The organism is Arthrobacter sp. TE12231 (assembly GCF_054062895.1).
On record NZ_JBSSFS010000001.1, the window covers coordinates 3,335,429 to 3,348,475 of the forward strand.

The window sequence follows — 13,047 nt, forward strand, 5'->3', positions numbered from 1 at the left end:
ACGGCCGGCCCGCTTAGGTGGCCAGGTGGGTGGGGCCGAACATTTTGAGCAGGGTTTCGACGACGACGACGTTGGGGCCGTCGGCGGCGAAGCCGGCCTTCAGGGCATCCCCGACGTCTTCGGGGGCGACCCGGACTGCCGGGACGCCGAAGGCCTCGGCAAGTTTGACGAAGTCCGGCCGGGAGAGCTCGGTGGCCGTGGCCTTGCCGAACGCGCCGACCATGTATTCGCGCAGGATGCCGTAGCCGCCGTCGTCCACGATCAGCCAGGTGACCGGGATGTTGTGCTGCTTGGCGGTGGCGAGCTCGGAGATGGAGTACATGGAGGACCCGTCCCCCGAAACGGCCAGCACCCTGCCGGGCTTGCCGGTGGTTTCCAGGCCGACGGCGCCGCCGATCGCGGCGGGGAAGCCGAAGCCCAAGCCGCCGGCGCCCTGCGCGGAGTGGAACTGGCCGTCCCGGGCGTCCCAGCAGCTCCAGGCCCAGTAGGCCGAGATCGTCATGTCCCAGAACGTCTGCATGTCCGCAGGCACGGCCTCGCGGATGTCGGCCATGAACTTCAGTTCCTTGGCCAGGTCCTGGGACTCGAGCCGGGCCGTGACCTTGGCCAGGGTCTCCTTGACCAGGGTCTCGGGGGCGGTGCCGTGCCAGTCGGGGCCGGCTTCGCCGATCACGAGGGCCTCGTCGAGGGCAGCGAGGGCCTGGCCGGCGTCGGCGCGGATGCCCAGTCCGGGCCGGTTGGACTCCAGGACGCGGGGTTCGGCGTCGATCTGGATGATCCGGCCGCGGGGTTCGAAGGTGAAGTAGTTCGACGTCACCTCGCCCAGGGAGGAACCGATCACAATCAGGACGTCGGCGTCCTCGAGAAGCTCGGTCATGTACCGGTCCTCGATCCACGCCTGGAGCGAGAGCTCATGATTCCAGGGGAACGCGCCGTTGCCGCCGGGCGTGCAGATCACCGGGGCGCGGAGCTTTTCCGCGATCGAAAGCAGGGACTTCTCGGCCCGGCCGCGGCGGGTGCCGCCGCCGGCGATGATGGCCGGACGTTCCGCCGTCGAAAGCCATTTCACGGCCTCGCGGACCAGCTCCACCCGGGGCGGGTTGTCCGCGGCCTCGGCCAGGGCATCCTCCACCGGGGGCACCACGATCGGGTCCAGCAACACGTTCTGCGGGATTTCCAGCCACACCGGACCCTGCGGCGAGGAAATCGCCTCGGTCCACGCGTCCTGGATCGCCGAGGGAATGCCGGAGGCGTGCTGGATCAGCCGCTGGCTCTTGGTGACGTTGGCGGCCGAGGCCTTCTGGTCATCGAGCTGGTGCAGCATGCCCTTGCGCCGGGCGCCGAGTCCTTCGAGCGGGATCTGGCTCGCCACGACCACCATCGGCACGCCGGTGGCGTAGGCCTCCTGCAGGCCGGCCAGCGACGTCAGCGCTCCCGGACCCGTCGAGAGGAACAGCACGCCGACCTCGCCCGTGGCGCGGGAGTACCCGTCGGCCGCGAACGCGGAGTTATTTTCCACCCGGGAGGAGACGAAGTGCAGGTTTCCGCGGCCCATGGCGTCGAAGAGGCCCAGGGCGTGCTGGCCCGGGATGCCGAAGACCGTCTTGGCACCGAGAGCCTCAAGGGTCTCGACGACGAGGTCCCCGCCGTTGCGCACGCCGGTCACCGCGAGGCCACCGGCGAAGCCACAGAGGAGCCGAATCCGGCCGGGCGGCGGGATTCCCGGCCGAGGGCCTGGGCGGCGTAGCCGTTCGGCGCGCCGAAGCGGTCGCCTTCGACGGCGCGGTCCGCCATGAGGGTCACGAGTTCGTAGGCGACGTGGCTTGCTGCCACACCGGTGATCTCGGCGTGGTCGTACGCGGGGGCGACCTCGACGACGTCGGCGCCCACCAGGTTCATGCCGCGGAAGCCGCGGATGATTTCCAGCAGTTCGCGGCTGGTGATGCCGCCGGCCTCGGGCGTGCCGGTGCCGGGCGCGTGCGCGGGGTCCAGGACGTCGATGTCCACCGAAATGTAGAGCGGGCGGTTGCCGATCCGGTCCCGGACTTTGGCGACGGTCTCCAGGACGCCCTGGTAGTAGACGTCAGCGGAGGTGACGATGCCGAAGCCGAAGCGGTGGTCGTCGTCGAGGTCCTTCTTGCCGTAGAGCGGGCCGCGGGTGCCGATGTGGCTGATGGCCTCGGTGTCCAGGATGCCTTCCTCGACGGCGCGGCGGAAGGGTGTGCCGTGGGTGTATTCGGCGCCGAAGTAGGTGTCCCAGGTGTCCAGGTGCGCGTCGAAGTGCAGCATGGCGATGGGTTCGCCGGCGCGCTCGGCGGCGGCGCGCAGCAGCGGCAGGGCGATGGTGTGGTCTCCGCCGAGGGTCAGCAGCTTGCTGCCGGACGCCGTCAGGTCCAGGGCGTTCTGCTGGATGGTTTCGATGGCCTCGTTGATGTTGAACGGGTTGACGGCCATGTCGCCGGCGTCGGCCACCTGGATGGCTTCGAAGGGGCTGACGTCCCAGGCCGGATTGTACGGCCGGAGCAGCCGGCTGGCTTCACGGACGTGGTTGGCGCCGAAGCGGGCGCCGGGGCGGTAGGAGACGCCGGAGTCGAAAGGCACGCCAACTACAGTGACGTCGGCCTTGGCCACCTGGTCCAGCCGCGGCAGGCGGGCATAGGTGGCAGCCCCTGCGTAGCGCGGGATGCGGGATGAATCGATGGGGCCAAGGTTGCCATTGGCCTCGATGCGCAGCTCTTCCAAAAGAAGCCTCTCCTTCGAGGATTGACCGACGGTTGTGATAGCCATCATACACTCGAAGTTTCATGTCGCGCATCATTTGTTTACCAAAGGACCCGGCCGCCGGCAGCCTTCCCCAGGCGGGTCCGACATGTTTCGGACCCGCCGGCGCGCCGCCAGAGGCGGCCGCCCCGGCCCCGCAGCCTCACGCGATGGCCGAGGCTCCCCGCTCCCCCGTCCGCACGCGGACGGCGTCGTGCACCTCAATGATCCAGATCTTGCCGTCGCCGAAGTGTCCGGTGCGCCCGCCCTCTTCGATGGCGGCCATGACGCCGCCCAGGGCGTCCTCGTTGGCCAGCACTTCCAGCCGCACTTTGGGCAGCAGGTCGGAGTTGTATTCGGCACCCCGGTACACCTCGGTGTGGCCGCGCTGCCGTCCGTAGCCGCTGGCCTGGCTCACCGTCAGGCCGTTGACTCCAAACCGCTCCAGGGCCGTACTGATGGCGTTGACCCGCTCCGGCCGCACGATGGCGGTCACGAGCTTCACGTGGAGACCTTGCCGCGGACAGCCTCACTTTCGGCCTGGCCTTCGGCATGGGCTTCCGGCTGCGACTGGACCGCTGCAGCGTCAGCCCGGTTGTGGGGGTCTCCAGGGTGGAAGCTGCCGCCAACCATGAGGAGTTCATAGGCCGTTTCGGCGTGTTCCGTCACGTCGATGCCGGAGAGTTCGTCGGCCTCAGAGACGCGCATGCCGATGGTCTTGTGGATCGCAAAGCCGATCAGCAAGGTCATCACTGCGCTCCAAGCCGTGACAATCAGCGCGGTGAGGATCTGCGGCCAGAACTGTGCCAGCCCGCCGCCGTAGAACAGCCCGCCGCCGGTCTTGGCGGACGGGAGGGCGAAGAATCCCAGGGACAGGGTCCCCCACAGGCCGCCGACGAAGTGCACGGCCACCACGTCCAGGGAGTCATCCAGTCCGATCTTGAACTTCAGCCCGACGGCGAGCGCGCAGACGGCCCCCGCGATCGTACCAATCAGGATTGCCCCGACGGGGTCGATGAACCCGCAGGCCGGGGTCACGGCGACGAGTCCCGCGACAGCGCCCGAGGCGGCGCCCAACGACGTGGCATGCCCGTCGCGCAACCGCTCCACGAACAGCCAGCCGAGCAGGGCGGCGCTGGTGGCAAGCAGCGTGTTGGTCCAGGCCAGGGCGGCCGTGGCGTCGGCGGCAAGTTCCGAGCCGGCGTTGAAGCCGAACCAGCCGAACCAGAGCAGGCCCGCGCCGAGCATGACGAACGGCAGGTTGTGCGGGCGGATGTTGGGATCCTTCATGAAGCCGAGCCGTTTGCCGAGCACCACCGCCAGCAGGAGGCCTGCCATGCCGGCGTTCATGTGGACCACGGTACCGCCGGCAAAATCGAGGGCCGAGATCTTGCTGCCAATGACGCCGGTGGGCCCGAAGATGCCGCCGCCCCAGACCCAGTGCGCGATCGGCGCGTACACGAGCGTGACCCAGAGCCCGGCAAAGAGGAGCCAGGGGCCGAACCGGACGCGCTCGGCTACCGCCCCGCTGATCAAGGCGACGGTGATGATGGCGAACGTGGCCTGGAAGCCGATGAACACCATATCCGGCAGGCCCGCCGCCTTGGTGCCGATGCTGGTGGTCAGCCCGCTGAGTCCGAAGTTCGTAAAGGGGTCTCCGACGAAGCCGCCCAAGGTATCCGGCCCGAACGCGAGGCCGTAGCCCCACAGGGCCCAGACGACGGCGACCACGCCCATGGCGCCGAAGCTCATCATCATAATGTTGAGGACGGATTTCATTCTGACGAGGCCGCCATAGAAGAATGCGAGCCCGGGGGTCATCAGGAGGACGAGGGCGGAAGCCGTGAGCATCCATGCCGTCGATCCAGGGTCAAGGGTTTGCGGATCGACGTCCATTCCTACTGCAAGCACAGCGAAGTTCATTGCGGGAGCCTTCCTCGAGGGCCGGCGCTCCGAGGGCGCCGATTCGGCGAGACCATGAGACGAATGGGACTGTTGTGCGTCCCCCCGCAGATGACGCTACCCACCGCGTGTTTCAGGAAGGCTTTCCTCGTTTTGCGGGCGCGTTACGGGACGGCCCCGGGCATGAATTCGCCGTTTCCGGCAGGTTACCGGAATGTGACGTACATCTCACCAAAACTCGCAGCTGTCGGCCGCGCGCGGGTCAGCTGTACTTGAGGCTGAGCAGCAGGCGCTTGAGCTGGGTGTACTGCTCCGTGGTCATCCAGGCTTTCGCGGAGTCGACGGAGGCGAACGCCGGGCTGCCGAACAGTACCTTGGCCTCGGCGCCGCCATTGGGGAACTGGACGTGGGAATAACCGGCTTCCGTGACCGAAGGTGCGAAGTCGCGTTCTTTGCGCACTCCCATATGGAAGTCCGACTTATCGGCGAAGGAGTCAAACGCGAACCCGAAGGCCAACTGTTCGCCGTCCACATCTTTCAGCCCCGGCACCGGAGCGGTGTCCAGGACGGTCCGGGCCACCGGGCCGGACGCACTGCTGCCGTTGGTGCTGCTGACAATCGACGCCAGCTCGTTGCCCGTGGCATCGGCGAGGACCGCCTGCACGCCACGCAGCTTGGCGGCATTCTCGGGAGAGCCGACCACCCGGATGGACCAGTCGCTCGGGTAGGAAAAGGACAGATGTCCGTCCGGGAACGTAAAGGTTTTGACGCCGGCTTCAGCACCCGCTGTCGGCGTGGCCGGCGAGGTGGCAGTGACTGCGGGGGCCGGCGTGGCCGCGGTCGCGGAGGGTTCCGCCGACGCGACGGGGCCGGACTCCTGCTGCGTCGGGGCCGCCGCGGTGGCGCTCGCCGTGCCGCTTCCGGTCTCGCCGGCACGCTGGCCCGGCGCGGCACAGGAGCTCAGGCCGAGTCCGGCCGCGAGCGTGGCGGCCAGCGCCAGGGACAGAAAGACGTCGTTGCGGTTCATGAAATCCCCCAGTTGAAGCTAGTGTGAGCGGCTTCCGCTCGTCCTGTATGGTTCCGGCACAGATATTTCCGACAGATATTTCCGGCGGAGCCGGAGTGGTTACTTCCTCACGCTTACCAGCCTTACCGGCTGGCGGCCGGTACCAGCACCCACAGCACCTCGACGGCGTCGTCCGTGGGGTTGACCCAGGTGTGGGGCTCCCGGCCGGGGAACGTCACCGTGTCACCTGTGCTGAGCTCGAATTCCTCGTTGGTGAGGATCAGCCGGATGCTTCCCTTGACCACGTGAAGGACGTCGACATCGCAGTCCACGGCATAGAGTTCGGACTCGCCGCGCCCGCGGGGCTCGATCACGGCCTGGATGATCTGGACGCGGCGCTCGGAGCGGGCAGTCAGCAGCCGCTCGACGATCCCCTCGCCCCCGAGGGAGATCCGGGGGCCTTCGTTCCGCTTCGTGAGGTGGGTCTCGGGGGCGGCGAAGAGGTCGCCGATCGAGATGGACAGGACCTGGCACAGTGTCACCAGGGAGGCGACAGAGGGCGAGGTGAGGTCCCGTTCGACCCTGCTGAGGAATCCCTTGGTGAGCCCGGTGGCGTCGGCGACCTGTTCAATGGTGAGCCGCTGGGACTGCCGGGCGGCGCGGATCCGCGAACCGATGGCAACGGGAACGTTGCTCGGTTCAACTGGTAGAGCCTTCATTTAGGAACCTTTCACGGCCGGCCGCTTGGCCCCATCATTGGAGCAATCCTAGCCGGAGCGGGCGTTGGTGACGCGGAACCGGCGGCGGCACGCGCTGCGCCTTGACTGTTACCGGAGTCACAACATACCCTTTGGCAACATGTGTTGCCTATGAGGCAATACTGGAGGTTCCGACGGACACCTCCTCCACCCCCGTCACGCGCAGCAGCTGACTTGCCGAATGCACCGTTGAGGCCCGGCAATGCCCGCGCACGCTGCCCATCAGCTCCAAGGAGCCCTTTTTATGGACGCAAGTTTCGTCAACATCGCCATTGTGGTGGTGTATCTGCTCGCCATGCTGGCGTTCGGATGGTGGGGCAAGTCCCGCACCAAGAACAACAGCGACTTCCTCGTCGCCGGCCGCCGCCTCGGGCCGTTCCTCTACACCGGCACCATGGCCGCCGTCGTGCTGGGCGGCGCCTCGACGGTCGGCGGCGTGGGCCTGGGCTACAAGTTCGGCATTTCCGGCATGTGGCTCGTGGTCGCCATCGGTTCCGGCGTCCTGCTGCTGAGCCTGCTCTTCGCCAGCACCATCCAGAAGCTGAAGATCTACACCGTCTCCCAGATGCTCACCCTGCGCTACGGCAGCAATGCCACGCAGACCTCCGGCATCGTCATGCTCGCCTACACGCTGATGCTCTGCGCCACCTCCACCGGCGCCTACGCCACCATCTTCGTGGTGCTCTTCGGCTGGGACCGCGCCCTCGCGATCGCCGTCGGCGGCGCAATCGTGCTGGTCTACTCGACCATCGGCGGCATGTGGTCCATCACGCTGGCCGACCAGGTCCAGTTCGTCATCAAGACGGTCGGCATCTTCTTCCTCATGCTGCCGTTTACGCTCAACGCCGCCGGCGGCCTTGACGGGATCCGCAGCCGCGTGGATGCCACCTTCTTCCAGATCGACGGCATCGGCGCCCAGACGATCATCACGTACTTCGTGGTCTACACCCTCGGCCTGCTGATCGGCCAGGACATCTGGCAGCGCGTGTTCACCGCCAAGACGCCCGAAGTGGCACGCTGGGGCGGCGCCACGGCCGGCATCTACTGCATCCTCTACGGTGCAGCCGGTGCCCTGATCGGCCTCGGCGCCCGCGTGGCCCTCCCGCAGATCGACGTCAAGGCCCTCGGCAAGGACGTTGTCTACGCCGAGGTCGCCACCCACCTGCTGCCCATCGGGATCGGCGGCCTCGTGCTCGCCGCCGCCGTCGCCGCCATGATGTCCACCGCCTCCGGTGCCCTGATCGCGGCCGCCACCGTGGCCCGCGCCGACGTGCTGCCGTTCGTCGCCGGCTGGTTCGGCAAGACCGTCAACACCGATGACACCGACAACCCGGAGCACGACGTCAAGGCAAACCGCCTGTGGGTCCTGGGCCTCGGCGTCGTGGCGATCGTGATCGCCATCATCACCAAGGACGTCGTCGCCGCCCTGACCATTGCCTACGACATCCTTGTTGGCGGCCTGCTCGTGGCCATCCTCGGCGGCCTGGTGTGGAAGCGCGGCACCGGCGTTGCCGCCGCGGCGTCCATGGCGGTCGGCTCGGTCATCACTCTCGGCACCATGATCATCCTGGAAATCAACGCCGAAGTTCCGCTGGACGGCATCTACGCCAACGAGCCGATCTACTACGGCCTCATCGCCTCCGCGGTCGTCTACATCGCGGTGTCGCTGCTGACCAAGCCGACGGATCCGGCGGTCATGCAGAACTGGCACCGGCGGGTCGCCGGCGGCGCAGCCGAGGACGAACAGGTCCCCGTTCTGACGCACTGAAAGTAAGTTAATGCTCGACGGCGGCGCTCCCCTTCCGGGGGCGCCGCCGTCGTCGTTTGTTGGCTCGTTGTTTAGTGAACCGTCACCCGGGTGGGAGAATCACTCGTTTTCCTCGGGTTCAAGGAATTCTTCCCCTTCGAGGGGCACTACCGGTTTCTCCTCGCCCAGGAAGTCCTCCCTGTCCAAGGGAACGAGCCGGTCCGCCTCCTCCAGAAGCTCCTCCTCCTCGGTCTCCGCGCCATCACTCACGGGCGCGTCCTCGGCGTAGTCGTAAGCGGGATCGGACTCGAGGGAGTCCCGGGCCGGCGGGATGGGTGATCCGGTGCTGTCCATGGTGCAACCTCCGTGTGACAGGGGTGGCGGCAAGGGCCCCGGAGGGCCCGCCCTGGGTTTCATTCGAACACCGTGAACCCGGGCGGTCAAGGGCCCGCAATCGTTGGCGGAAACTATCTGCGGGCAGCCCTGCCACTGCTCGCCGGTTACGGCTTCCCGAAACTTTCCGCTAAGGATTGCCAGCCGGAAAAGCTCGGAATTACGGGGTACTCTGGAGTCGCAATGGGGCCGGACCATGCCCGACCAAACCCAGGAGTTTTTTCGTGTCTCAGTACACCGAATCGGACCACAACGATTCCCAGCAGCCCCACCCGACACAGGATTCTTCGGACCGCGGCCACACGGACCCGCGCCCCGCGCCGCCGCAGGCCTCGACGCCCGGCCCCGCGCCAACCGCAACTCCGAGCGCTGCGGACATCAAACGCTGGCGGCAGTACCTCGCCGATGAACGCGCCGAGGCATCCGTCTACCGCGATCTGGCGCAGAACCGCAGCGGCGAGGAACATGCCATCCTGCTCGCGCTGGCCGAGGCCGAGGGCCGCCACGAGGCCCACTGGCTTCAGCTGCTGGGCGAACACGCCGGCAAGGACCGGCATGCCTCGCTCCGGAGCCGGTTCCTTGGCTTCCTGGCCCGGCACTTCGGCTCGGTCTTCGTCCTGGCCCTGGCCCAGCGCGCGGAGAGCCGCTCCCCCTACGCCAACGACCCCTCTGCCACGCCGGCAATGGTCGCCGACGAGCAGATCCACGAGGAAGTGGTCCGCGGACTGGCCACCCGGGGCCGCAATCGCCTGGCCGGAACCTTCCGGGCCGCCGTCTTCGGCGCCAACGACGGGCTGGTCAGCAACCTGTCCCTCGTCATGGGCATGGCGGCCTCGGGCGTTGGAAGCCAGGTGGTCCTCCTCAGCGGTGTCGCCGGGCTGCTGGCCGGTGCGCTGTCCATGGGTGCCGGCGAGTTTATTTCCGTCCGGTCGCAGCGGGAGCTCCTTGCCGCGACCCGGCCCACCCAGATCACCTTGGCGGCGGCGCCGTTGCTGGACATCGAGCACAACGAACTCCTGCTCGTATACCTGGCCCGCGGCATGTCCCGGGAGGCCGCCGAGCACCGCGTCGCCGAGCGCATGGGCCTGCTGGACTGCGACTGCGATCCGAGCCTGTCCCTGCAGCCGGAACTGCCGGATGCCGAGGACCAGCATGAGGCTGTCGGCACGGCCTGGGGAGCAGCGGCGTCGAGCTTCTGCTTCTTCGCCTCCGGCGCGATCGTGCCCATCATCCCCTTCCTGCTGGGCATGACGGGAATAGCCGCGCTGGTGGTTTCCGCGGCCCTGGTCGGCTTGGCGCTGCTGCTTACCGGCGGCGTCGTAGGTCTGCTGTCCGGCACGTCCCCGACCACCCGCGGCCTGCGCCAGCTGGGCATCGGCATGGGCGCCGCGGGCGTGACGTACCTGCTGGGCATGGTCTTTGGCGCCGTGGTGGGCTAGTGGACGGTCCTGAATTTCGGGACCGCGGGCCGCAGCACAGCCGGCCCGCCACGGCATTGCGGGTGGTCAGGAACCTGGTCGCCGCTGCCATGATCGCCGGTGCGGCGTTCCTCGCGGCCGGACTCATCTACGGCGATCCCGGGTTCACGGGGCTCTTCGAGGTCTCCCGCGGCACTGGGCACAACGCAGGGCAGAACGCAGGCCACAGCCAGGGCGCTGACGTGCAGCCGGCGCCGCGGACCGGCCAGGTGTCGGGCCAGCCTGCTGTTCCGGCCGGAGAGTCCCGGACGGACACTCCCCCGCCCGGGCTCGAGGAACAGGACAAACCTCTCGGCTCGGCCCGGAAACCGGACGTCGCCAGCACCTCCTACAAGTTCCTCGCAACGAACGAGGACGGCAGCCCGGTGGGCTACTCGCCGTGCCGGCCGCTGCATTATGTGGTCAATGCCGCCCTGGCTCCGCAGGGGTCCGAACGGCTCGTGGACGACTCCATCCGGACCATCTCGGAGGCCACCGGGATTAAGTTCATCAATGACGGCCCCACGGGCGAGCTCCCCTCGCCAAACCGTGCGCCATACCAGAAGGACGTCTACGGGGACAGGTGGGCGCCGCTGCTGATTGCCTGGACCACACCGGAACAGGCCCCGCAGCTCAAGGGCCCGGTGATCGGCACGGGCGGCAGCACCCACTTCAGTTTCGGCGACGGTCCCAAGAGCTTCGTCACCGGCAGCCTCGAACTGGATGCCCCGCAAATCACGGAAGACTTGGGCCGGTCCGACGGGGCGTCGTATGCCACGGCGGTGATCCTGCACGAACTCGGCCATGTCATGGGCCTGGAACACGTCAATGACCCCGCCCAGCTGATGTATCCGGAGATTGGAACCCCCGACGGGCTTGCCGCCGGCGACCTGAACGGGCTGTACGAGCTCGGCCACGCCCAGTGCCGCAAAGACCTCTAGCCGGATGGCACGGGACAGCTAGCGCGCCAGCGCGTCGAGCGCTTCCTCCACGGTGTCGACCAGGAAGATCCGTCCTTCCATCCGGCGGCCGGAGGCCAGGCTCTGCAGGAGCGGCCATGCCGGGAGCCGCCGCAGCCAGTGCTCCTCCCCGACCAGGACCATGGGGGTGATGGTTTCGGGGGCGCCGTAGTAGTTCTCGCAGGCGTCCTGGAAGATCTCCTGCACCGTGCCGCCGGAGCCCGGCAGGAACACGATGCCGCCGTTGCAGAGCTCGAGCAGGATCGCTTCCCTGATGGCATTCGCGAAGTATTTGGCCACGTGCGTGGCGAAGAAGTTGGGCGGCTCATGTCCGTAGTACCACGTGGGAATTCCCAGCGACGGCGTTCCCTCAGGATGGCGTTCGACGACGGCGGCGGCCGCCCGTGCCCAGGCGGACACCGAGGGGCGGAAGGCCGGCACCGCAGCGAGGTCGGCCAGGGCCTGCCGGAAGACCGGCTCCGGGGCTTCACTGAGGAAGGCGCCCAGGTTGGCGGCCTCCATGGTCCCGGGGCCGCCGCCGGTGGCAACCACCCGGTTGTTCCGGGCCAGCAGCCGGCCCAGCAGCGCGGCTTCTTCGAAGAGGGCCGTGCCGCGGCGGGCAGCGTGCCCGCCCATGACGCCCACCATCGTGCGGCCCGCGCAGAAGTCCGAGCGGGTCAGCTCGTCGAGGGCATCGCCGATCGAGTGGTCATGCAGGGCCGCGGCCAGGGTGGCATCGAGGCGGTGGCGCTGGCCCGGTCGGATGCTCCACTGGTAGATCCGCGCGTCGAGAGTGTCCTCATAGCGTGACGTGTTGATGCCGGCATACAGTTCCTGCGGCGTGTACAGCTTGCCGCGGTAGGGGTTGAACGGCACGGCCTCGAGCCGCGGAAAGAGCAGGGCCCCCCGGTTGCGCAGCGAATCCTCCACGCCGCCGTCGAACGTGCAGCCCAGGAAAATCGCACCCTGCACGTCCAGCACCTCGAGCTGGTGCCGGCGGCCCCGCAGGTCCAGCGACTGGACATGCCAGCCGTGCATGCTGCGCGCCCCGGCGGCGACAAGCCGGTCGAAGCCGGCCAGGCTCTCGACCTCCAGGGTCCGGGGGCTGGGGTGCAGGCTGCGGGCGGCGCTCATGGAGCCAGCCTAGACCGTGGCCGGCCCCTCCCTCCCCCCGTTGCTCTATCACTTGTGGCGGGCATTCCGGGGTTTTAAGGGCCACAAGTGATAGCGCAACGGGGAGGTTGGGAGGGCGGGGAACGGTCAGGAGACCTGGAGGCCGCCGTTGATGTCGTAGGTGGCCGCGGTGATGTAGCCGGCGTCCGGGCCGAGCAGGAAGGCGATGAGGGCCGCCACTTCCTCGCGGCTGCCGACCCGTCCCATCATGATGCCCTCGGACATCTGGGCCTTGCGTTCCTCGCTCAGCGTGCCGCCCATGATGTCGGTGTCGATGGGGCCGGGGGCGATGGCGTTGACGGTGACCCCGAATTCGCCCACCTCGCGGGCCAGGGCGCGGGTGAATCCGATGATGCCGGCCTTGGATGCGCTGTAGGCGACCTTGGAGTACGTGCCGCCACCCCGCTGTGCCGAAATCGAGGAGATGCTCACAATCCTGCCGAGCCTGCGCTCGATCATGCCCTTGAGTACCCGCTGGGAGACGATGAAGGATCCGCGCATGTTGATGGCGAAGACCTTGTCCCATTCTTCGACCGTGGTCTCCATGAACGGCGTCGGGGAGCTGATGCCGGCCAGGTTGGCCAGGGCAACGATCGGGGGCAGCGAGCCTTCGATCTCCGTGATGGCCCGGTCTACCGATGCGGCGTCTGAAACGTCCGCGCCGACGCCGATGGCCTTGACCGCGCGGTTGGAGCCGATTTCGGCGGCAGCTGCGGCAGCGTCCTCGGCATTGATGTCCAGGATCGCAATGGACCAGCCCTCGCTGGCCAGGCGGTCGGCGGCGGCGCGGCCGATGCCGCGGGCCGAGGCGGCGCCGGTCAGGACTACGGTGCGTTCAGTCGGGAAAGGGGTAATTGATGTCATGACGACGGTTCCTTCTGGGAGTTCGGGG

Annotated in this window: 12 protein-coding genes; 3 read left to right on the forward strand and 9 right to left on the reverse strand. The window is 68.0% G+C overall.

Annotated features, from left to right (window positions below):
- Positions 1–13: 13 nt before the first annotated feature.
- From ACVWYS_RS14910 to ACVWYS_RS14935, 6 genes are all read right to left on the reverse strand, one after another.
- On the reverse strand, positions 14–1,666 hold the full coding sequence (locus ACVWYS_RS14910; protein WP_202615933.1) for a thiamine pyrophosphate-binding protein: 1,653 nt from the start codon (positions 1,664–1,666) through the stop codon (positions 14–16).
- Positions 1,663–2,742 (reverse strand): agmatinase, encoded by a 1,080-nt coding sequence (speB, locus tag ACVWYS_RS14915; protein WP_456507381.1) that lies wholly within the window; start codon positions 2,740–2,742, stop codon positions 1,663–1,665. The genes ACVWYS_RS14910 and speB overlap by 4 nt, the downstream gene beginning before the upstream one ends.
- Before the next feature lie 181 nt (positions 2,743–2,923).
- Entirely contained in the window at positions 2,924–3,265 is a 342-nt protein-coding gene (locus tag ACVWYS_RS14920; protein ID WP_456507382.1) for a P-II family nitrogen regulator, read from the reverse strand.
- Complete coding sequence (locus ACVWYS_RS14925; protein ID WP_456507383.1) at positions 3,262–4,683, reverse strand: ammonium transporter; 1,422 nt, start codon at positions 4,681–4,683, stop codon at positions 3,262–3,264. The genes ACVWYS_RS14920 and ACVWYS_RS14925 overlap by 4 nt, the downstream gene beginning before the upstream one ends.
- Positions 4,684–4,924: 241 nt before the next feature.
- Positions 4,925–5,689, reverse strand: coding sequence for a hypothetical protein (locus tag ACVWYS_RS14930; RefSeq protein ID WP_344363695.1), 765 nt, complete (start codon positions 5,687–5,689; stop codon positions 4,925–4,927).
- A gap of 122 nt (positions 5,690–5,811) precedes the next feature.
- The gene (locus tag ACVWYS_RS14935) at positions 5,812–6,387 is read right to left on the reverse strand and encodes a helix-turn-helix domain-containing protein (RefSeq protein ID WP_116768469.1); all 576 of its coding nucleotides are present in this window, start codon (positions 6,385–6,387) and stop codon (positions 5,812–5,814) included.
- Positions 6,388–6,670: 283 nt separating this feature from the next.
- On the opposite strand from ACVWYS_RS14935, the gene ACVWYS_RS14940 reads away from it, so the two are divergent.
- Positions 6,671–8,194: a sodium:solute symporter gene (locus ACVWYS_RS14940; protein WP_116768468.1), complete on the forward strand. Its 1,524-nt coding sequence runs from the start codon at positions 6,671–6,673 to the stop codon at positions 8,192–8,194.
- Between the two features lie 99 nt (positions 8,195–8,293).
- Here the strand turns inward: ACVWYS_RS14940 and ACVWYS_RS14945 are convergent, their stop codons facing one another.
- Positions 8,294–8,527, reverse strand: a complete 234-nt coding sequence (locus ACVWYS_RS14945) for a hypothetical protein (RefSeq protein WP_344363690.1) — start codon at positions 8,525–8,527, stop codon at positions 8,294–8,296.
- Positions 8,528–8,790: 263 nt separating this feature from the next.
- Here ACVWYS_RS14945 and ACVWYS_RS14950 point away from each other — a divergent pair, with 263 nt between their 5' ends.
- Together ACVWYS_RS14950 and ACVWYS_RS14955 are read left to right on the forward strand one after the other, a co-directional pair.
- Complete coding sequence (locus tag ACVWYS_RS14950; protein ID WP_456507384.1) at positions 8,791–10,005, forward strand: VIT1/CCC1 transporter family protein; 1,215 nt, start codon at positions 8,791–8,793, stop codon at positions 10,003–10,005.
- 56 nt (positions 10,006–10,061) lie between these two features.
- Entirely contained in the window at positions 10,062–10,964 is a 903-nt protein-coding gene (locus tag ACVWYS_RS14955) for a matrixin family metalloprotease (protein ID WP_456509080.1), read from the forward strand.
- Between the two features lie 18 nt (positions 10,965–10,982).
- On the opposite strand, the gene ACVWYS_RS14960 is transcribed toward ACVWYS_RS14955, so the two are convergent.
- Both ACVWYS_RS14960 and ACVWYS_RS14965 read right to left on the reverse strand, forming a co-directional pair.
- On the reverse strand, positions 10,983–12,116 hold the full coding sequence (locus ACVWYS_RS14960) for an LOG family protein (RefSeq protein WP_456510003.1): 1,134 nt from the start codon (positions 12,114–12,116) through the stop codon (positions 10,983–10,985).
- Positions 12,117–12,242: 126 nt separating this feature from the next.
- Complete coding sequence (locus ACVWYS_RS14965; RefSeq protein WP_091251491.1) at positions 12,243–13,019, reverse strand: SDR family NAD(P)-dependent oxidoreductase; 777 nt, start codon at positions 13,017–13,019, stop codon at positions 12,243–12,245.
- Positions 13,020–13,047: the final 28 nt, after the last annotated feature.